Consider the following 18,692-nt stretch of genomic DNA (forward strand, 5'->3'; position numbering starts at 1 on the left):
CGTGGCCGGCAGCCGCTGCCGATCGCCCCGCCTGCGGCCGCGACCGATGCAAGTCCCGCACCGGCATCGATCACGGCCGCGCCGCCCGCTCCAGACGCACCCCCTGCGGACTTCCAGGCCGGCGCCGCCAGCGACCAGTGGGAAGCCCGCCTGATGGCGCGGCTGGAGCGGTACCGCTACTACCCTGCCGCCGCGCGCTCACGACGCCAGCAGGGGACGGCCTGGGTCAGGGCCAGCATCGACCGTGAGGGGCGGCTGCTGGCACTGCGTCTGGAGCAGTCCAGTAGCCAGCCGATGCTGGACGACGCCGCGCTGCAGACCTTCCGCCGCGCGCAGCCACTGCCGCCCATTCCTGCTGAACTGAAGGCGCCGCAGGAACTGGTGGTACCGGTGGAGTACTACCTGCGCTAGGCGCCCCAGGCCTCGTATGGATGACCGGGATTGCGCAGCAGTCTGCGACCTCAACTCCGGTTGAGGTCAAATACATCCGACGCAACAGAGTAGTCCGGCACGCGCAACGATCGCGGTCCTTCGTCGCGTCACGTCCACGCCGGATCGGCAGTGAAATCGATGGTCAGCCAGAACGTGCTGCCGCGTGCATCCAGCCGTACTGCGATCTCATCACGCATCGCATCGACCTGGCCCACCGAGCCCAGCGGTGTCGCCGGGTCGGCCAGCACATGGATCTCGATGAAGCGCATCCGCCCCATCTTCGCCACGTGGCTGGTGAAGCCGGCATAGCCGCGCTCGGCCACGAACGCCTGCATCACCTGCTGCACGCGCCGGTCCAGGTCATCCGGCGCCACCTGCAGCACTTCACGCATGGCCTTCCACGCGCTTCGCGCCGGCACCGGCAGTACCGCCAGGCTGATCAACGCCAGCACGATCGAATCCAGGTACGGCACCCAGTGATGCCACTGACCGCCGTGCAGCACCAGGGCCAGCACGAAGGCCAGCACCACGGCCAGGCTCATCAATCCGCCCAGCAGCCAGCCACGCACGTCCAGCCACAGCAACGCCGAGCGCAGGCGCCGCGCACGCTGCGCGACGAACGCGGCCATTGCCAGGTTGCTGGCACTCAGCAACGCCGCCCACCACAGCGCGGGCCCGAACTTCACTTCGTGCCCGCCCGTGGTCAGGCCAATCACCGCGTTGGCCAGCGCATACACGCAGGCCAACGAAAGGATCACCCCGCCAAGCGCCTCCACCATCGGCTCCAGGTGCCAGTAACCGTACTGGAAGCGCGGGCTCTGTTCCCGCGCCACCAGCCGCAGTACCGACAACGACACCAGCGTCAGGGCAACGTCGACCAGACTGTAGACACCATCGAACAGGATGGCCTGCGATCCCACCAGCAGGCCACCGATGAAGCCGACCGCGCTGACCGCGATGGTCACCCCGATCGAGAACTTCAGGATGCGTTGCTCGCGCGCAGTATCCATCGTTCGCCGAAGGGCCGACCGTCGCCGGTCAGGCCTTCAGCACCTCCACCCTGTACGAGGCCTCATCGCCATCGTGCTCGATGATCAGCCCGTGCACGTCCGACTCGAAGCCCGGGAAACGGGCATTCTGCTCGCGGGCGATGCGCAGCGACTGGATGATCGGCTCGTCGCTGTCGCCGAAGCGTTCGCCCGGCATGATGGTCGGGATGCCCGGCGGGTACGGTACCAGCATGGTGGCGGCGACGCGGCCGCTGAGCTGCTCGATGTCGACCCGCTCGATCTCGCCCTTCACCAGGTGATTGTAGGCGTCGGCCGGGGTCATCACCGGGGTCGGCAGGTCCACGTACATTTCGCGCATCACCTTGGCCACCGAGAATTCCTGGTTGAACGCGTGCAGCGCATCGCACAGGTCACGCAGGCCCCACCCGGCATAGGTATTGGGGTACTCAGCGGCCAGCGATGGCAGTGCCTGGCTCAGCGGCGCGTTGCGGTCGTACAGCTCCTTGAACGCCATCAGCTCGGTGACCAGCGTACTCCACTTGCCTTTGGTGATGCCCATCGAGAACAGGAACAGCACCGAGTACAGGTTGGTCTTCTCCACGGTGATGCCGCGGCCCCACAGGAACTTGCTCAGCACCGCCGCCGGGATGCCCAGCTTGCCCATGCTGCCGTCCATCGCCAGCCCCGGGGTCAGCAGGGTTACCTTGATCGGGTCGATCAGCACATAGTCGTCAACCAGATTCTCGAAGCCGTGCCAGTGCGCATCCGGCTGCAGGTACCACTCCTCGCGCTTGGCCACCAGCGGTGCCGGCGTATCGCCCTTGTCCAGGCTGCGCTCGAGCTTGGTGGGCTGCCACACGCTGAACCACCAGTCGTCGCGGCCGAGGTCATCGCGCACGTGCAGCATCGCGCGGCGGAAGGCGATCGCCTCGTCATGCATTTCCTGCACCAGCGAGCGGCCCGCATCGCCCTCCATCATCTTCGAGGCCACGTCACAGGCCGCAATCACCCCGTAATGCGGACTGGTCGAGGTGTGCATCATGAACGACTCGTTGAAGCGCTCGGCGTCCAGGTTGCGATGTGCGGAATTGCGCACGTGGATCATCGACGCCTGCGAGAACGCGGCCAGCAGCTTGTGGGTGGAATGGGTGGTGAAGATGATCGCATCCTGCTCACGCGGCTTGCCCTTGGCCATGCCGTAATGGTTCTCGTAGAACGGATGGAACGCGGCGTAGGCATACCAGGCTTCGTCGAAGTGCAGGAAGTCGACCGCGCTGCCGATCTCGTCGGCGATCTTCTCGGCGTTGTAGCACAGGCCGTCGTAGGTCGAGTTGGTGACCACCGCGATGCGCGGCTTGGAGCCGGCCTGGTAGGCCTTGCTGGCCAGCGGATTGGCGGCGATGCGCTGCTGCAGCGACTCGGGCGTGAACTGGTCCAGGCTGATCGGGCCAATGATGCCGTGCGCGTTGCGGCTGGGGGTGAAGTACACCGGCACCGCGCCGGTCATGATCAGCGCGTGCAGCAGCGACTTGTGGCAATTGCGATCGACGAACACCACGTCGCCACGCGCCACCGTACCGTGCCACACGATCTTGTTGGCGGTGGAGGTGCCGTTGGTGACGAAGAAGGTATGGTCGGCGCCGAAGTTGCGCGCTGCCTCGTTCTCGGCATCCTTGATCGGGCCGGTATGGTCAAGCAGCGAACCCAGCTCCGGCACCGAGATCGACAGATCGCTGCGCAGGGTGTTCTCACCGTAGAACTGGTGGAAGGCGCGGCCGACCGGCGACTTGGTGAACGCCACGCCGCCGGCATGGCCCGGCGTGTGCCAGGAGTAGTTCGACTCGGCCGCGTGGTGGATCAGGGCCTTGAAGAACGGCGGCAACAGGTTCTTCATGTAGTCTTCGGCCGCACGCATCACCTGCCGCGAGATGAAGCTCTTGGTGTCTTCGAACAGGAAGATGAAACCGTGAATGTACTTGAGCAGCTTGCTCGGCACCTTCTCGATGGTGCGGCGCTCGCCGTACAGGAACACCGGCAGGTTGGCGCGGCGCGCGCTCTGCTCACGCAGGAACGCGGTCAGGCGCTGGAACTCGCCGTCCACCTCTTCGCTGCCATCGATCGAGATCAGCACCGCCGAGGCCGCCACGTAGGTGCGGGCACCGGCACGGGCATCATCCAGGTTCAGGCCGCACAGCACGCGCTGGTCGTTGCTGCGCAGCTCCTCCACCAGCGCACGGATCAGGATGCCACCGATGCGCGGCGACTCGTAGTCGTTGTCGATGACAATGACCGGGTAGTCCAGGGACTTGAAGTACACGTTGATTCTCCTTGTCTAACTCAGGAACGCTGGGCGCCGGCGCTGATCGCCGAGGCCTCGCGGGCGCGCTGCCGCTGCTGGCGGCGCTCCTCGCTGAAGAAGGGATAGAACACGGTGATGAACAGCACGAACAGGAACGCGTACTGCACGATGGTTCCCGACGAACCGTAGATCGCCCACAGGCAGTACACGACGGTCAGGCTGGTCAGGGTCCAGAACGCTCCGGTGTGGACCAGCGTGTGCGAACGCTCGACCACGAAGTAGCACGCCACGCACGAGTAGATGTAGGGCAGCAGCGTCAGCACCACCGCCGCTGACGTGATCACGTCGAACTGCGCGGACGCGGTTTCCGAGGTTGAGGTGACCAGCACGGCCAGGGTCATCAGCACCGCTACGATCAGCACGCCCTTGACCGGCACGTCATCCTTGTTGGTCTTGCTGAAGATGCTCGGGAACAGGCCGTCATCCGACGCCGCCTTGGCGCTCTGCGCGGTCAGCAGGATCCAGCCGCCCAGCGAACCGGCAGCACCGATGAAGGCGCACAGGCTGACCAGCGCACCGCCCCAGCCACCGACCGCCTTGGCCGCGGCCAGCGCAAACGGCGCATCGGAGGTCTGCAGCTCACCGTTGGGTACCATGCCCATGATCACCGAGGAGCTGGCGATATAGGCGATGGCAGCCAGGAACACGCCCGCCAGCGTGGCCCGGGCCACGTTCTTTTCCGGGTTCTCGACCACGCCGGCGGTCACCGAGGCCGATTCGACGCCGATGAAGGCCCACAGGGTCAGTGCCGCGGCGCTGGAGATCGCGCCGAAGTTGGATTCACCGGACACGTTGTAGGCGCCCTTGAAGATGTCGGCATCGAAGAAGAACCAGCCGAAGATGGCGATGCCCAGGATCGGCACCAGCGCGAAGCTGGTGGTGACCGTCTGCACGCGGCTGACGAAGGCCGGGCCGATCATGTTGGCGAAGCTGAGCGCCCAGACCAGCACCAGCACCGCGATGCAGCGCACCAGCGGCTCGGACAGGATCGGGAAGAAGTAGCTGAAGTACCCCACCGCAGCGATCGGAATGGCGACATTACCGATCCAGTTGGCGAACCAGTAGATGGTGTTGGTCTGGAAGCCCATGTACGGCCCGAACCAGTCACGCGCGTAGGCATAGGGACCACCCGCCTTCGGTGCCAGCTTGCCCAGCTTGGCGAACACGAAGGCCAGCAGCAACGCGCCGGCAGTGGTGATCAGCCAGCCCCAGATCGAGGCGGTGCCGATCTTGGCCAGGCTGGACGGCAACAGGAACACACCCGAGCCCATCATGTTGCCGGCGACGAGGAAGGTGGCTCCGACCACCCCGATTTTCTTTGCTTCTGCCATGACAATCTCCTGTACTGGCATGAGCCCGGTGCGGCCGGGCGTGGGGACGGTTGCGCTGGCGTACGGCCGCTGGCGCTTACTTGATGAAGTTGTATTGCAGGCTGCCCTGCACCCGGACCGTGTCGCCGCGCGTGCCGCCCTGCTGTTCCAGGCGGCCGTACAACAGCTCCATGCCCATCGTCCACGAGGGCGCCGGGCTCCAGATCAGGTTGAACACCCCGTAGCGACTCTGCCGGAACGCGTCGGCCGCCAGTGCCGCATTCCGCTCCAAGGTCAACTGGCCGAAGATCAGGTTCGAACGCCACAGCTCGGACCAGTAGTGGGTGTAGCCCACGAAGCCACCGTGCAGGTCCAATGCATCCAGGCGGCCATCGGCGCCGACCACGGCATCCAGCCCGGAGCCGGTCAGGTCGGCGGTGTAGCGACTTAGGCCGCGGCCACCCAGGGCACCAAACAACAACAGGTCGCGCTCGCCCACCGAGGCCGAGCCGCTGAGCTGCAGGCCGCCGGCCATGCGCCGGTCGCGCTCGCCATCGCCGTCATAGGCCAGGCTGCGCGCCACCGCACCCAGTTGCAGATGGCCCCAGTCACGCTCCATGCGCGCGGTCACCGTCACATCGGGCAGGCGGTTCACTGCGGCCCGTTCCTCGGTGGCCCCGGCCAGTTCGGTCTTCGGGTCTTCAGCGGCGACGGTGAGCGTGTTGCCCTTGCCCATCGCGAAGCTGTGGTGGATGCCCGCCACCAGCAGATAACCGGCACCGCCCGGCCCTGCGAAATCCAGCGTGTCGGGCAGGCTGTCCGGGTCCATGAAGCTGGAGTAGCCGTAGCCGGCGTAGGTATTGCCAAGCTGGCCATAGGCATGGCGCAGCCGGAACTCGTAGCCATCGCTGCTGCCGAAGAAGTCGTTTTCCAGGTAGAAGCGCAGATTGCCGTGCGTGGTCGGTCGCCGCGCTTCAAAACTGAAGCGGGTCTGCTTGGCATGGATGTTGAAGTTGGACACGTCGCGATGACTGCCCCCCACCGGCATCGACGAGGGAATGAACTGGTCTTCGTCACCCGCCGCGCGCGAGTCGGCAATGGCGTCGAGCTTGGCGTAGCCTCCGATGCGGATCACCGTGTCGGTTCCCGGGATGGCAAAGAAGCCCTTCAGATCGGGATCGGTCGGGCCCGCCGCACTGTCCGGACGCGATGCGGCGGTGGACGGATCGGCCACGGATTCGCGTTGCGGCAGCACCGGCTGTGCCACACCCGGCACCTGGGTGCGATGGATCACATCGGTCGCAGCCGCCGTTGCAGCACCAGGCGCTACAGGCGCTGCCGGCATCTGCGCCAACGCAGGCGCAGGCGTCGCGTCGCGTTGTTCAAGCCGATCCAGGCGCTGCTGCATGCCTTCCAGCGCCTGGCGCATGGCGGCAATCTCGCGCCGCAGTGCCTGTGTATCCTCCGCATCGTGCTGTTGCGCATACGCTGGCGTGATCGCCAGTGCACCCAGACACGCCAGACTCAGTACCGCCACACGCATTGCATCCTCCCCGGACGAACATTCGCATCACGTTCCCGGAGCGCACGCATGCGCCACCCTGGCCTCGCGTTGCCGTTGCTGGAAATGCAGCTACTGCGTCGACGACACCGGTCAGCCTGCGCGTGGCAGGCAACAGAACGATGACACTGTCCTGCCTGCCCCCATGTCGACTCCATCAAGGCCGCGCTGCCAGAGAGGTGGCGACCGCAGCGGTCTGGGTAACAAGCAAGGAGTGAGAGTGTCGTGAATGGCTGGGCCGGCCGCCCCCAACTGGGGGCTGGCGAACGCGGCATCCATCGCGCAGTGACGCTGTATTCCATGCGTCACAGGCTAGTCCGCCTGTCGTTTTTGGCCTTGATTGGAATCAAGGCGCGAGGCTTGATGTCAGTCACGATTCAGACGTGACGAAGAACAGGTGCTGCGCAGGTGGCTGTGCCCGCCTGGGCCGCTGAACGCAGCAGGCCCGCATGTCACCATGCGGGCCTGCGGTTCACGTCATGCGATGCGGGTTTCGATCAGCGCGGGCCCAGCACCGTCTGCAGGTCATCCCCCTGCGGCAGGCCGGCACGACGCTGCACCTGGCCCTGCGCATCCTGGAACAGAATGCCCGGAGTACCCTGGAAGCCCATCTCGATCATCAACACCTGGTTGGCATCGAGTTTGCCCGCGATCTCGCGGCTGATGCTTGGCAGCGCCTTGATGCCACCGCGGTCGAACTGATGCTCGTTCTCCAGCAGCGCCGCACTCGGGTCGCGCGCCGACAGGATGGCCGCAGCCTTGGCCGGGCTGTCCTCGCGGATTACGCCGACCATGATGTGCCTCAGCTGCACCTTGCCTGCGTCGACCCATGGGCGGGCCGCTTCCCAGAACTTGTGGCAGTACGGGCAATTGGCATCGCTGAAGGTATAGACCACACGCGGTGCGTCGGCCTTGCCATCACGCACCCAGGCGCTGGCCTCCAGCTTGGTCCACATCTTGGCCGACATCGGTGCGGCGACCAGCTTTTCCACGGCCTCGGCAGCCACGTCGTTGCCTTCGGCATCGAACAGGCTGCCGACCAGCACGTGCTTGCCGTCAGCGGTGACGTAGGCCGCAGCCGGCTGCTGCCCCCCCACCACACCGGCGAAGCCACGCAGTCCACCCGGCGCATCGAACTCGGCAACGACCTCGAAGCCGTGCTTTTCGATGCCCTTCAACACTGCGGGACGGTCACCCTTGGCAGCGGCTGGAGCGCTTGCGGCCGGTGCCGCCGCAGTCTTGCCTGGCGGAGTCTGGGCCTGGCTGCAGGCGGCCAATGCCAGCATGACCGGCAACAACAGCAACGCCGGAGCGGTGCGCAGGGAAGTCGACAACATGGGAACTCCGTAGTGAGATGCCCGCGCAGGCTACCGCAGCCGGCGCAGTTTGTGTTCAAGACCAGCGGCGGTCAGTTCGCCCAGGTGCAGTTCACGCAGGCGCCCGTCGGCATCGAAAAAGAGGGTCGAAGGATAGGCCTGCACGCCCAGCACGGTTGATGCGGCCGCGTCGTCGTCCAGCAACATGTTTCCCAGCACCAGCCGCTCGTCGGCGAGAAAACCCTGGACCTCATCCAGGGTTTCGCCTTGATTGAGGAATACGAACTGCACATCGGCATGTGCCTGCTGCGCCGCGGCCAGCACCGGCATTTCTCGGCGGCAGGGGCCACACCATGTGGCCCACAGATTCAGTACCAGCGGCGAGCCCCGGAACTGTTGCAGATCAACCGGGCCACCCTGCAGATCCGTCACCTGCAGCGTCGGCAATGGCATCTGGCGCTCCTGCCACAGCGACAATACCTGGCTCCCTCCAAACCAGAGCAATACGCCGACCAGGGCCGCTGTCAGCACCGGCGCACGTAACACGGGCCATCGGCGCAGGCGCCACAGCCCCCACGCAAGCCCCGCCAGCACCACCACCACCAGATGATAGCCACCATCGGTGATCTGAAGAATGCTCCACGGCGCGCCACGATACAGCGCGAAATTCAGTGCCACGAAACTGATGCGACCGCACAGCAGGCCGATCAGGAGCATGTCCAGCACCATGCTGGCCGCCGACGGCAGCGGCTCCGGGGCGTTTCCGCGTGGCCACAGGCGGGCAACCGCCATGGCCAGCGCAGCGCACACAAGAATCAACACCACCGGCATCGGAACCGGTCCAACACTCGACATCAACCCACCTGTTCAATCATTCATCCACTCCATGGTCGAAGCGTCACGCCCAGGTTGCAAGCACGACTGCAACATTGATGTCTCACGCGGCGCTTCGCCCCAGCTGCGCACCCGTCGGCGCCTGCAGCCCACGCAGGCTGCCTGCGACCGAAGGCATCAGCGGCCGCTCGCGTCGCTTGCAGCTGACGTGGCGGCGATAGTTGGCGGGCGTCATGCCCACAATGCGAAGGAACAGGCGCCGGAACGCGCTCTGGTCGGCATAGCCCACCCCCCAGGCCACTTCGTCGATACCGGCGCCCTGCTGCAGCAGCGTCTGCGCCTTGGCGATGCGCAGCCGCTGGCAATACTCGATGGGCCGCAGACCGGTGGCCCGGAGGAAGCGTCGCTGCAGCGTCCGCGGTTCCAGCCCGGAAACCTCACAGATCGCGGCCAGGGTGGCACCACGCGCGGCGGTCGTATGCAGCCAGCGCTGCGCCTTCAATACATCGCGATCACCATGCGCGAAATTGGCGCTGAAGCGCTCCAGATCCTGCTGTACCCCATCCGGCACCGTGATGCCCAACTGTTGCGCCACCGCGCTGGCCACGCCCTGTCCATGCAGCCGGTACAGCAGCCGAAGCCCCAGGAAACGCCACGCCTGCGAGCCGCCGACGGTCAGCAGATCGCCGTCATCGACCAGCGCACGCTCGCTCGGCACCCAGCTCACGGCCTGCGCCTGCAACCCCGGGTGTCGCCCCAGATCAGGCCCGCTGACCGTTCGCCCGGCCAGCAGGCCCGCACGCGCAAGAACGCTCACACCTTCGCTGGCTGCAGCCAGCAGGCTGCCACCGTCATAGTGGGCGCGCAGCCAGTCCAGCACGACTTCTTCGGCACGCAGGCAGGTGCCGGGACTGATCTGCCCGGGAACGGCGATCACCGCAGGAATGGCGGCATCGAGCATCTCCGCACCGGCGATGCGGTGCACACCGGTCTGACTGGCGGGTACGATCCAGCGCGTGACCAGCACACGCTTGAACGGCCGGCGCTGTTGCTGGGCCAGGCGATTTGCGACATGAGCCATCTCAGCCAGTACGGAGGCGGCAGACGGATCGCCTCCCGGATACTCGACCACCGCGACCTCGACGAATCCCTCGTTCCTGATTCCATCCACAGACCACCTCCTCGGTTTGTTACAGGCCATCGAACGGCCGGTTCAGGCGAAGGGTAGGAACTGGTCCAGCGGCGGGGCTATGAAGAAAGTTGCAAAGTGCGCTGAATACGCGCCTCCGGGCCAGGTCTTGACCCTTGACCAGACTCCAGGCTTCACAATGACCTGCAGCACCTGCAGGAATCCGCCATGAACATTGGACAACTGGCCCGCCAGGCTGGCGTGCCGATCGATACCGTCCGCTACTACGAGCGGCAGCAGCTGCTGCCGACGGCGGCGCGCTCGGCCGGTGGCTACCGCATCTTCGGCGAGCCGGACCTGCGCAGGCTGCGCTTCATCCGCCGCGCCAAAGCACTGGGCTTCAGCCTGGACGAGATCGGCGAACTGCTCGCGCTCAGTGATCGTCACTCGCAGGACATGGGCAGCGTGCGCGACACCGCACAGGCCCGCCTGCAGGACATCGCGCAACGGATGGCCGAACTGCAGCGCATGCACACCGCGCTTTCGCAGCTGGTCGACGCCTGCCCCGGGCATGGTGCGCTGGATCAATGCCCGATCCTGGCGGCGCTGACCGGCGACAACGCGTAGCCACCGCGACAGGAATCTGCCGCGCAGCGTGCGTGAAGAAAAGTACAACAAATGCTTGCCAAGCCCCGGGGGCAAGGCTATTATTTCGCTCCTCAGCGACGTGGGGCCATAGCTCAGCTGGGAGAGCGCCTGCATGGCATGCAGGAGGTCAGCGGTTCGATCCCGCTTGGCTCCACCAATCTTTCGGCATTAGGCCGTCGAAAGGTCGCTAAAGAACATTGATGAGAATTGCGTCCCCATCGTCTAGAGGCCTAGGACATCACCCTTTCACGGTGGCGACCGGGGTTCGAATCCCCGTGGGGACGCCACTCATCACGAACAACGAGGACCCGGCCGATAACCGGGTCTTTTTTGTTCACCGCCTACCGGCATTCAGGTTGTGGCGTTGCGGTTCCCCTGCCCCTGTGGCTTCGGATGAACCGGGACGAAAAAAGTTGAAAAAAGGCTTCCACAAACGTGAACACGCAGGTATGATAGGCGGCTCGGTAACACGGGGCCATAGCTCAGCTGGGAGAGCGCCTGCATGGCATGCAGGAGGTCAGCGGTTCGATCCCGCTTGGCTCCACCACTTTCGACATTAGGCCGTCGAAAGTTCTACAACTTGAAGTTTTCGTGCGTCCCCATCGTCTAGAGGCCTAGGACATCACCCTTTCACGGTGGCGACCGGGGTTCGAATCCCCGTGGGGACGCCAGTTTCAAACGGACTCTGCTCCCGGCAGATCATCCGAGGTTTCATCGGGGCCATAGCTCAGCTGGGAGAGCGCCTGCATGGCATGCAGGAGGTCAGCGGTTCGATCCCGCTTGGCTCCACCACTTCGACATTAGGCCGTCGAAGGTTCTACAACTTGAAGTTTTTCGTGCGTCCCCATCGTCTAGAGGCCTAGGACATCACCCTTTCACGGTGGCGACCGGGGTTCGAATCCCCGTGGGGACGCCAATTCTTGAGAACCCCGGCTTCGGCCGGGGTTTTTCTTTGCCTGGAATCCAGGCACTCATTTCAGAAGCGCCGATACATCCCGATCGACGCCGGCGCAGTTGGCGCGAAGCCGAACTGTGCATACAACCGGTGCGCTTCACCATCGGCCAGCAGGCTGACGTACGCCGACGGCGGCAGGCTGGCCCGCATCCAGTCGTCCAGCCGCCGCATCACCTCCTTGCCCAGGCCCTGCCCCTGCAGGCGTGGCAGCACGGCGATGTCGCACACCTGCAGGTGGCAGCCGCCATCGCCGACGATGCGGCCCATCGCAACCAGCTCATTGCCCTGGTAGGCACATACGCCGAACAGGGTGTTGGGCAGTGCGCGCGCAGCGGCTTCCTGATGCTTGGCACTGAGGCCTGCCAGTACACGCAGCCGGCAGTAGTCCTCGACCGTGGGCACGGCTTCGCGGAACTGGCAGGTGGCGGATTCATTCATGCGGCATCTCCTGATGTGTCGGGCTATCCTGCCGCATCCACGTCGCAGCCGCTGCGACCCACACCGGCAGAGTTCGCATGTGCTATTCCGCCCTGATCCGCGCCGACTACGCCAAGCTGGTGCGCGAGTTCGGCGCCATTCTCTCGCTGGAGGAATTCGCCGAGCTGTACGCGCACGATCCCGGCAAGAAGCGCCCGAAAACCCCAAAAGCCATGGACGACGGCTTTGCCGGCGCGCGCACGGAACAGGGCCGCGACATCGTGGCAAAGATCCAGCAATGGCATGCGCAGGAGCAGCAGGCACTGGAGGCCGAGCTGGTCCGGCAGCGCGAACGACGCGATATCGCCCACGCCACGCTGGCGACCCGCCCCACCCAGAAGGCGCGCAACGACCTGCGCGTGGCCGGCAACCGCATCGAGCGCGCGCAGGCCCGGCTGGAGGATCTGCATCGGGTGCAGCTGCTGCCGCGCGACAACCGCATCTTCCCGGGCACCTACGCACCGGTCATGGTCAGCGACAACGGCCAGCGGGTGATCAAGCCGATGCGCTACCAGTGCCGGCTGCCGGACACGCCAGCACGCAACGACGTGCTCTACCCCGGCACCTACAATGCACGGCGCGACAGCCTGGAAGGCTACTGGCGCGGCGCATTCGGGCTGCGCCATGGGGTCGTGGTCGTGCAGGCGTTCTATGAGCACGTGCCACGCCACGCCATCGACGCGCGCACGCTGGGCGCCGACGAGAAGGAACAGGACGTGGTGCTGGAATTCCGCCCCGATCCGCCCCGCGACCTGCTGCTGGCCTGCCTGTGGGCGGAGTGGGAAGGGCCGGAAGGCCGGCTGCTGTCATTTGCCACGATCACCGACGCCCCGCCACCCGATGTCGCCGCCGCCGGGCATGACCGCGGCGTGGTGCCGATCCGCCGGGAGCACCTGGACGCCTGGCTCAATCCGGACCCGGATGACCTGGCCCTGCAATACCGCATCCTCGACGACCGCGAGGACATCCGCTACGTGTACGACGAAGCCGGATGAACACCACGCGCCTATGAAAAACCCCGCCTGGGCGGGGTTTCTGGATCAGGGGTTGCCGCCGCACATCGCCTCTTCGCAGAAGGCTTGTTCCTGCAGGCACTGCTCGACCTCACCGCCGCGCGCGATGCAGCTCTTGTAGAGCTGGAAGCAGGGCTGGCCGCACCATGCGGCAGTCGCGGTACCACCGAAGACCGCCATCGAAAGGACACCCGCGGCAACCATGCGCTTGATCCACTTCTTCATGCCACTCTCCTTGTAGGCCTGAGCATTCAGGCCACGGCAGCATACGCCGGTCCTCTGCGCCGGGGCCAATCAGGCCTTGATGCGGGAATGACCCACCGCGCGCACCAGCGCCTGGGACAGATCCACCGACAGGTACGGCTTGACCAGCAGCACCCCGGCCAGCATCGACGCTGGCAACTGCTCGGCCAGCATGCCGGTGGCCAGCACGAACGGCACACCGCGTGCCGACAGCGCTGCCGCCACGGGCTCGCTGGTCTCGTTGCGGGCCAGGCGATAGTCGAGCAGGGCCACGTCCGGCGCCGAATCCTCCAGCAGGCGCAGCGCTTCGTCCACGCTCGCCGCCAACCCGACCACGGTCGCGCCGGCATGCACCAGCTGCATCTGCAGCAGCGCGGCACTCATTTCGTCGTTCTCGACCACCAGCACCCTCAGGTCCTGCAACACTGTCATCGGCTACCGCTCCTGGAGGTATTCACGCCGCCGCAGTATAGCCATCACGGGGCCGATGCCGACAGGAAGCGCCCCGAATGGCGCTGCCCCTATGAAAGCCCTGCCGACCTCGGTTACACTCACGCGCTGCCTGCCGGTGTGGCGGAATGGTATACGCAGCTGACTCAAAATCAGCCGGGGGTGACCCCATGAAGGTTCGAGTCCTTTCACCGGCACCATAACCCCTTGCAGCGCAAGGGCTTCAACGAAAATGGCGTAATGGAGTCGTGAATCTTCCGGCTCCGCCTTTTTTCTTAACTCCCCCTCTCGCTACACGCCGCGCTGCATCTGCTGCAGCCCTGCCCTCACCCACGCCTTGCGCGCGTCCTTAGGGCGGGGTTTCGTCGCTGGCGGCTTGACCGGTTCCAACGCTTCCTTGACTCGCGCCGTGGCAGTGGCCGTTGCCTCAGCTAGGCGCAGGGCCTGTTGCTGCTGCTCGCGGGTCGGCGGCAGGCCGGGCAGCGGGTCGAGCGGTTCGCCCGGGGTCATGTCCAGTAGACGGGCAACAGCCGCGCGCAGGCGCATCTCCGGGTAGAGCCTGGCCGCACACCAGCGCTCGGCGTAGCGCTTGCCCTGGGCGATGCTGGCGGCCCGTGCTTCCTTGACCTGCCACATCTTCCGGGCGTCGAGGCGGACGCGCGCGCCGCCACCCTTGCTGAGGCTGACATTGGCGATCTGGCGCCCGTTCCACCACAGCACCCAGCTTTCCCCCATGTGAACCCAGCCAGCGGGAACGGGAGCGGTGCGGAAGCCTTGGTAGCCGTGCGAGGGAAGCATGGCCGGAAGAATACGGGCGACGGTCTCACACTCTGCGATGGCGCTCGACGTTCCAACTCGCTGTGATGAACAGTTCACCTTGGATGTCGCACACTGCAGCCTCGCGGCTCTTCTCCGGTGCAGAATCCTTTGCGCCCGTGTCCAGCCTTTGAACGGCACGGCTATGCACCCTCCCAATGCCTTCAGGATCCATTCGATCCTGCCCCTGCTTGCGCTCAATGGCGCGATCACCCGCTTGGAGCAGGTGCGATCAACCTGCAAGAACTGCGGACTGAGGTCCTCACTTTGCGAGGGTGCAGGCCTTCAAACCGATCTGAAGGGCACCACGCTCACCTGCCCAGGTTGCGGAGCCACGGGTTTGATGGATGAAATCGAGACCTGGCATCACTGGCTTGACCAGTGCCGTCGCGAAAGACTGCTAGCGCAGTTCGCCCCTACGCCAGGTGATCCGCTCGATACTGGAGACACAAAATGAACGACAGCGGCTCCGAACTATCGATGGGTGCCTAGACAGTTCGGATGGGTGCCAGTGCGGCGCTGCTCAGGCAGCCTCCGCGAACGGTTCGACAAGCGCCACCAGCATCTCCATCGCGGTGGCCGGGGCAACCTCATTGCCTCCCCGCTGCAGGAAGCCAGTCCAGTCGGCTCGCACCAGTTGCACCAGCTCCGGCGGCGCCAAGGGGATGCAGCGCATCGGCCAGTATGGAAGCCTGCGCTGCCCCACGCGTCCACGCGCAATCTCGATCAGGTTCGTATGGCTGGCGGCCCCAGCAGCTCTGGAGAAGGCCACATCCAGACCGTCCTGGGGCCCCTCCATGTAGGAGAGGAACCGGCTTCCATCAAACAACGTCACCCCGGTCACTCCTGCTCTGCGGTTGAACCGCTCCGCGTCCGCCATGACCTTCAAAAGGTGGGCCTGGGTCAGGTCGCTGACCGCCTCGCTGACGAATACAACCGCCTTGTTGGGCATGGCACGCTGCTCCGGGCCTGTCGGGGAGTCCGAGCGTAGAGCTGACCGCGTAAGCGTCGCGTAGAGGCCGCCAGATCGCCGTCACAGTTCTGGCAGGCTACACGTCTCGCGGGTGTCGCCGACCGTACTACCTCCGGCCAGGTGCAGCCGACTCGTCGAGAACAGGCCAGATCGTTAAATCGGCCCGAGATCCCTCACCATCGCCTGCCCCTTCTCCAGGAAGCCGGCCAACAGCCGGCCTCCAGCTACCTGTCGCCCTACCCGTTCATTGAGCCATCTAGCCTGGACCTTGCCAGCCGCAAGAACGTCGGCTGGAGCGAAGCTATCCGGCCTGCCAGCCAGCGGTTCCCCAGGAGAAGCCAAGCCCCCATCGAGGGGCTGCACTATCGTTGGCCTGGAGCTGTCGCTCTTCGCATACGCTGTGGCCACCATCCGGCCTCTCTTCGGCGACCAGCCACCCAGCACCAGCTCGGTCCCAAGCTTTTCGATCGGCAAGCGAGCCTCGGCTGCCGCTCTCACGTAATTCGGCCATAGTTGATCCACTACCAGGCCCAACTCGGCGGAGAGCTGCTCCATCGTGAAATCAGCACGGAAGCTCGCCTGCAGAGCCAGCTCGTAGATGCGAAGGAAGAACTGCGTGGACCCGCGCGCAGCCAGCACAAGGTTGTGCTGCGGAATCAGCAGCAGCTTCGCGCCAGAGGAATGGGCGCCGGTCTGGACATCCTCTGCCAAGGTGTCAACAGCAACGAGGAGCTGGTCAGCACGCAGCAAAACGTTGAGGATGCTCATTGTGTACGCCAAGTGGCCCGTACGAACTATCCATCCCATTCATGCGCAAGTCGAGCCCCCCATGACACTCACCCTGGAGCAAATTGCTGAACGACTGCGCTCGTGCGAGGTCGATCTGGAAGCCCATCGGGCCTACCTCAAGGCGATGGAGTACGCGCTTGGCGCTGCCATCGCCACCCACAACGATCCGCGATCACTGGCCCGAGTGTGGGAACTTATGCTGGTAGAAGCGGCGGACGTTCATGCCGGCACCGACGGCCCGGTTTTCACCGCTGCCCTTCAGCAGTCTCTTCGGATGCTGACCGATCAGATTTCCTCGATCGACCCTGGGGCTACCAATCAACGCCCAGTAGATCAGTAAGGATTCGCTCAAGCGCGGCGGCGGCCTCCTGCTGGGAGTCCACTTTGATCGAAAGGCCGCTTTGCGACGGACCGGGCCTGGTCTCAAACCGCGTAATGGTGCCGCCCCCGCGCCCATCCACCTGGACCCTGGCCGTTATGGTTCTTCCCCTGGCGCTAAATATCCAATCTTGAAACTCGTGCATCTGTACTTCTCGGTGTGGGCTTCACAGGATAACTGCCGCCACGTGATGCGAGAATCATCCAAGGTGACACCCCCACTCTAGGTGTTGACCCGGGATTTCGCCCGCCATGCTCCTGTCTCAACGTCCCTGCGTAGCGCCCACGTCTTCGCGGGGATCTTCGCGCCACGAGCTGTGAGGTACTCCGGCATTGAAAGAAGAACCTCTTCCCCCCTCACAGAGCAACTGGTCGAGAGGACGACACCATCACTCAACTCCACCAAGCACGTGGTCTCACCGTCAGTTCCCGGGAGACTGCCAGAGAGATCGGCGGTAGCCCCGGGATAGATGTGTGTATGCGTGAACTCAAAGCGCATCGATCTGTTCCCTACCGCCCTTGATCGCTTATACACCCGAGGACAGCACAAGGGGCTAACTCCGGGGGAGCCGCAGCAATTCAGGATGCCGCCGCCTCGCGGCATTGCGCAACCAGATCGGCGAGTTGCTCCATGCCGGTAACGGGATCAAACCGGCCTTTCAGCCGCTGGGAGAAGTTGGTCCAGTCGGCGCGGACCAAGGACTTAAGCTGAGAGGCGGTCACCCGCATGAATAGCAATGGCTGTTCCGGGAAGCGGAGCTGCTGAACAGTCCCTCGAGCGAGCTGCACAAGCTCTGAGTGGATGGCCAATGACTCGATGTAGACCAAAGTCGCAGCTACCGAACTGGCGGTCCCCTCGAGGTAGGTAAAGAAGCGGCGTCCATCGAAGCACACAACCGCTCGCGATCCACACGCCTCGTTGAACCTGGCCCCAGCGGCCATTAGGTCGGCAAGCCGGCTTTCACCCACCTCTTCGACAGCAGAGCTTACAAACACAACTGAACACTTCAGCATGCGGCACAACCTCGAATTCAGAGGCGAGCGTATGCCCAGCCATGTGCTCAGCGCGTGCAGGAAGCAAAGCAACAAGCGGTGCACAGTCACGGGATTTCCACGCTTGCAGAACTACGCTCCGCACACCACTCAAGACTGAGTGGCCGTGAGCTGCATCAAGCCGCCGCGCGTACCTCGCAGGAAGCGATCAGCCATGACACTGTCGCCCCTGAATGATCAAAAGCAGTCCATTACACGCGCCGCCCTTCGAACCCAACTCCCCTCAGTTCGTCTGGAAAACCAGGTTCAAGGACAAATGTGTCTATACCGGTTGCGGAGTTGGCCTGCCTGGGCGGATTGAGAGCGACAAAAGTGCCGAGATCCGCGCAACCAAGCAGGCGCTTGCCGCACAGCTTGCGCACGTTCGGCTTTCGCAGTGCCACGAGGTGTTCGTGCGAAATACGACGGCCGCCCTGATCACTGTCCACCACTTTCTTTCTGAAGCAGCGGAGAAGGATGCCGTCTTCTTCCTTTGCGCAGATGCAGAGGTCGCTGGGCAGATCATCGACACTCTCAACATCTGCGCGGAGTAACACGTCGAGCCACTTGGCCGCAGCAGCAGCCGGGGGGGGGGACGGCTTAGCCGTCCCCCCCCGCCCTCATCCAGCGGCCCGACGATCTCCGGCGCAGGCGGGCTCTCCGACTCCCACACTCGATCCGTCGCGGCCTTGATTAACGCCATCAGCTTCCAGCCAGGCTCGGTGATCTGCTCGCCGGTCTGCGGGTGCGTGAAGGTGTACTCGCCCGCCAGCAGGTCACGGATCGGAGCGCGCACCGTGCGGTCATAACTGCGGGTGTTGACCTGACCCGTGGCCGGGTTCCAGTCCACGCGATCAAAGAAAAACAGCACCGGGCCGTCATTGGCCCGGAAGTCCCATTGCACATCGATCCGGGTCGCCAGCATCTCGACCCGGTTGTTGTTGCTCTCGGAAAGAATCGGCGACAT

19 protein-coding genes and 7 tRNA genes are annotated in these 18,692 nt (G+C 64.7%); 11 read left to right on the forward strand and 15 right to left on the reverse strand.

Translation table 11 applies throughout. The annotated features are described in order from the left end of the window. Positions 1 to 411, forward strand: a 411-nt coding sequence (locus tag QRO93_RS04945) for an energy transducer TonB (RefSeq protein WP_285303979.1), incomplete at its 5' end; no start/stop codon positions are given. A 128-nt stretch (positions 412 to 539) separates the two neighbouring features. Here QRO93_RS04945 and QRO93_RS04950 read toward each other — a convergent pair. The 7 genes from QRO93_RS04950 to QRO93_RS04980 form a co-directional block, all read right to left on the reverse strand. Next, positions 540 to 1,442, reverse strand: a complete 903-nt coding sequence (locus QRO93_RS04950; RefSeq protein WP_006461443.1) for a cation diffusion facilitator family transporter — start codon at positions 1,440 to 1,442, stop codon at positions 540 to 542. 28 nt (positions 1,443 to 1,470) lie between these two features. Beyond that, a complete protein-coding gene (locus QRO93_RS04955; protein WP_285303980.1) occupies positions 1,471 to 3,759 on the reverse strand; it encodes an Orn/Lys/Arg decarboxylase N-terminal domain-containing protein in 2,289 nt (762 codons plus the stop codon). A 20-nt stretch (positions 3,760 to 3,779) separates the two neighbouring features. Beyond that, entirely contained in the window at positions 3,780 to 5,132 is a 1,353-nt protein-coding gene (adiC, locus tag QRO93_RS04960) for an arginine/agmatine antiporter (protein WP_006461445.1), read from the reverse strand. A 76-nt stretch (positions 5,133 to 5,208) separates the two neighbouring features. After that, positions 5,209 to 6,654 (reverse strand): DcaP family trimeric outer membrane transporter, encoded by a 1,446-nt coding sequence (locus QRO93_RS04965; RefSeq protein WP_180880233.1) that lies wholly within the window; start codon positions 6,652 to 6,654, stop codon positions 5,209 to 5,211. 515 nt (positions 6,655 to 7,169) lie between these two features. Continuing rightward, positions 7,170 to 8,009 carry a thiol:disulfide interchange protein DsbG gene (dsbG, locus tag QRO93_RS04970; protein WP_164087824.1) on the reverse strand — a complete coding sequence of 280 codons (840 nt, stop codon included), beginning with the start codon at positions 8,007 to 8,009 and terminating at the stop codon, positions 7,170 to 7,172. 30 nt (positions 8,010 to 8,039) lie between these two features. Continuing rightward, complete coding sequence (locus tag QRO93_RS04975) at positions 8,040 to 8,843, reverse strand: TlpA disulfide reductase family protein (protein WP_180880231.1); 804 nt, start codon at positions 8,841 to 8,843, stop codon at positions 8,040 to 8,042. 82 nt (positions 8,844 to 8,925) lie between these two features. Further along, the gene (locus QRO93_RS04980; RefSeq protein WP_053510834.1) at positions 8,926 to 9,993 is read right to left on the reverse strand and encodes a GlxA family transcriptional regulator; all 1,068 of its coding nucleotides are present in this window, start codon (positions 9,991 to 9,993) and stop codon (positions 8,926 to 8,928) included. A gap of 186 nt (positions 9,994 to 10,179) precedes the next feature. Here QRO93_RS04980 and QRO93_RS04985 point away from each other — a divergent pair, with 186 nt between their 5' ends. The 7 genes from QRO93_RS04985 to QRO93_RS05015 all read left to right on the forward strand — a co-directional run bounded on the left by QRO93_RS04985 (position 10,180) and on the right by QRO93_RS05015 (position 11,515). Next, positions 10,180 to 10,578 carry a heavy metal-responsive transcriptional regulator gene (locus QRO93_RS04985; protein ID WP_053450073.1) on the forward strand — a complete coding sequence of 133 codons (399 nt, stop codon included), beginning with the start codon at positions 10,180 to 10,182 and terminating at the stop codon, positions 10,576 to 10,578. 102 nt (positions 10,579 to 10,680) lie between these two features. Then, positions 10,681 to 10,756: transfer RNA gene (locus tag QRO93_RS04990), tRNA-Ala, on the forward strand. A 54-nt stretch (positions 10,757 to 10,810) separates the two neighbouring features. Beyond that, a tRNA-Glu gene (locus tag QRO93_RS04995) sits at positions 10,811 to 10,886 on the forward strand. Positions 10,887 to 11,070: 184 nt separating this feature from the next. After that, positions 11,071 to 11,146 (forward strand) — tRNA-Ala (locus QRO93_RS05000). 48 nt (positions 11,147 to 11,194) lie between these two features. Then, positions 11,195 to 11,270 (forward strand) — tRNA-Glu (locus tag QRO93_RS05005). Positions 11,271 to 11,315: 45 nt separating this feature from the next. Next, positions 11,316 to 11,391, forward strand: a tRNA-Ala gene (locus tag QRO93_RS05010). A 48-nt stretch (positions 11,392 to 11,439) separates the two neighbouring features. Beyond that, positions 11,440 to 11,515, forward strand: a tRNA-Glu gene (locus QRO93_RS05015). Positions 11,516 to 11,575: 60 nt separating this feature from the next. Here QRO93_RS05015 and QRO93_RS05020 read toward each other — a convergent pair. After that, positions 11,576 to 11,992 carry a GNAT family N-acetyltransferase gene (locus tag QRO93_RS05020; RefSeq protein WP_008267409.1) on the reverse strand — a complete coding sequence of 139 codons (417 nt, stop codon included), beginning with the start codon at positions 11,990 to 11,992 and terminating at the stop codon, positions 11,576 to 11,578. A 77-nt stretch (positions 11,993 to 12,069) separates the two neighbouring features. On the opposite strand from QRO93_RS05020, the gene QRO93_RS05025 reads away from it, so the two are divergent. Next, positions 12,070 to 13,026: an SOS response-associated peptidase family protein gene (locus tag QRO93_RS05025; protein WP_053511701.1), complete on the forward strand. Its 957-nt coding sequence runs from the start codon at positions 12,070 to 12,072 to the stop codon at positions 13,024 to 13,026. Positions 13,027 to 13,071: 45 nt separating this feature from the next. Here the strand turns inward: QRO93_RS05025 and QRO93_RS05030 are convergent, their stop codons facing one another. After that, the gene (locus QRO93_RS05030; RefSeq protein ID WP_006461763.1) at positions 13,072 to 13,269 is read right to left on the reverse strand and encodes a hypothetical protein; all 198 of its coding nucleotides are present in this window, start codon (positions 13,267 to 13,269) and stop codon (positions 13,072 to 13,074) included. Between the two features lie 69 nt (positions 13,270 to 13,338). Beyond that, the gene (locus QRO93_RS05035) at positions 13,339 to 13,719 is read right to left on the reverse strand and encodes a response regulator (protein WP_049458821.1); all 381 of its coding nucleotides are present in this window, start codon (positions 13,717 to 13,719) and stop codon (positions 13,339 to 13,341) included. Positions 13,720 to 13,851: 132 nt separating this feature from the next. Here QRO93_RS05035 and QRO93_RS05040 point away from each other — a divergent pair. Beyond that, positions 13,852 to 13,937, forward strand: a tRNA-Leu gene (locus QRO93_RS05040). 91 nt (positions 13,938 to 14,028) lie between these two features. Here QRO93_RS05040 and QRO93_RS05045 read toward each other — a convergent pair. From QRO93_RS05045 to QRO93_RS05055, 3 genes are all read right to left on the reverse strand, one after another. Then, on the reverse strand, positions 14,029 to 14,535 hold the full coding sequence (locus QRO93_RS05045; RefSeq protein WP_285303982.1) for a hypothetical protein: 507 nt from the start codon (positions 14,533 to 14,535) through the stop codon (positions 14,029 to 14,031). A 541-nt stretch (positions 14,536 to 15,076) separates the two neighbouring features. Beyond that, entirely contained in the window at positions 15,077 to 15,505 is a 429-nt protein-coding gene (locus QRO93_RS05050) for a BLUF domain-containing protein (RefSeq protein ID WP_053450077.1), read from the reverse strand. 174 nt (positions 15,506 to 15,679) lie between these two features. Next, the gene (locus QRO93_RS05055; RefSeq protein WP_053450078.1) at positions 15,680 to 16,294 is read right to left on the reverse strand and encodes a hypothetical protein; all 615 of its coding nucleotides are present in this window, start codon (positions 16,292 to 16,294) and stop codon (positions 15,680 to 15,682) included. A 61-nt stretch (positions 16,295 to 16,355) separates the two neighbouring features. Here QRO93_RS05055 and QRO93_RS05060 point away from each other — a divergent pair, with 61 nt between their 5' ends. Next, a complete protein-coding gene (locus QRO93_RS05060; protein ID WP_053451337.1) occupies positions 16,356 to 16,655 on the forward strand; it encodes a hypothetical protein in 300 nt (99 codons plus the stop codon). 617 nt (positions 16,656 to 17,272) lie between these two features. Here QRO93_RS05060 and QRO93_RS05065 read toward each other — a convergent pair. Together QRO93_RS05065 and QRO93_RS05070 are read right to left on the reverse strand one after the other, a co-directional pair. Next, positions 17,273 to 17,707, reverse strand: a complete 435-nt coding sequence (locus tag QRO93_RS05065) for a BLUF domain-containing protein (RefSeq protein WP_053451338.1) — start codon at positions 17,705 to 17,707, stop codon at positions 17,273 to 17,275. 301 nt (positions 17,708 to 18,008) lie between these two features. Then, complete coding sequence (locus QRO93_RS05070) at positions 18,009 to 18,692, reverse strand: hypothetical protein (RefSeq protein WP_285303983.1); 684 nt, start codon at positions 18,690 to 18,692, stop codon at positions 18,009 to 18,011.

The organism is Stenotrophomonas maltophilia group sp. Smal17 (assembly GCF_030237045.1).
Lineage (GTDB): Bacteria > Pseudomonadota > Gammaproteobacteria > Xanthomonadales > Xanthomonadaceae > Stenotrophomonas > Stenotrophomonas forensis.